At 61.8% G+C, this 380-nt stretch carries 1 pseudogene; it reads right to left on the minus strand.

The window, feature by feature from the left end:
• Positions 1-292: pseudogene (locus EOC94_RS33920) on the minus strand (branched-chain amino acid ABC transporter permease); the annotation flags it as partial.
• Between the last annotated feature and the right edge of the window lie 88 nt (positions 293-380).

Genomic DNA, 380 nt, shown 5'->3' on the forward strand with positions numbered 1-380 from the left:
GCCAGAAATTGAACCCGAATTCGGCGGTCAGGATGCCTGACGTGTACGCGCCGACTGCGAAGAAGGCGGCGTAGCCGAGGTCGAGCAGGCCTGCATAGCCGACGACAATGTTGAGGCCGAGGCACAGAACGACATAGAGCAGCGCCGTGGTTGCCACCTCCGTCACATAGCCGTTGGCGAATTGCGGCAACACCAGCGCGACGGCGAGTGCCGTCAGGCCGGGCAGCACGACGGACCAGCGCATCAATTGCGGTTGCACGGCGGTCGGCATGGTTCTGACTTCGTCGATCATCACACCCGCTCCACGACAGAGCGTCCAAGAAGGCCGGTCGGCTTGAACACAAGGAACAGGATCAGGGTCCCGAAAACGAAGACGTCAC

This window comes from Mesorhizobium sp. M6A.T.Ce.TU.016.01.1.1 (assembly GCF_003997065.1).
GTDB lineage: Bacteria > Pseudomonadota > Alphaproteobacteria > Rhizobiales > Rhizobiaceae > Mesorhizobium > Mesorhizobium mediterraneum.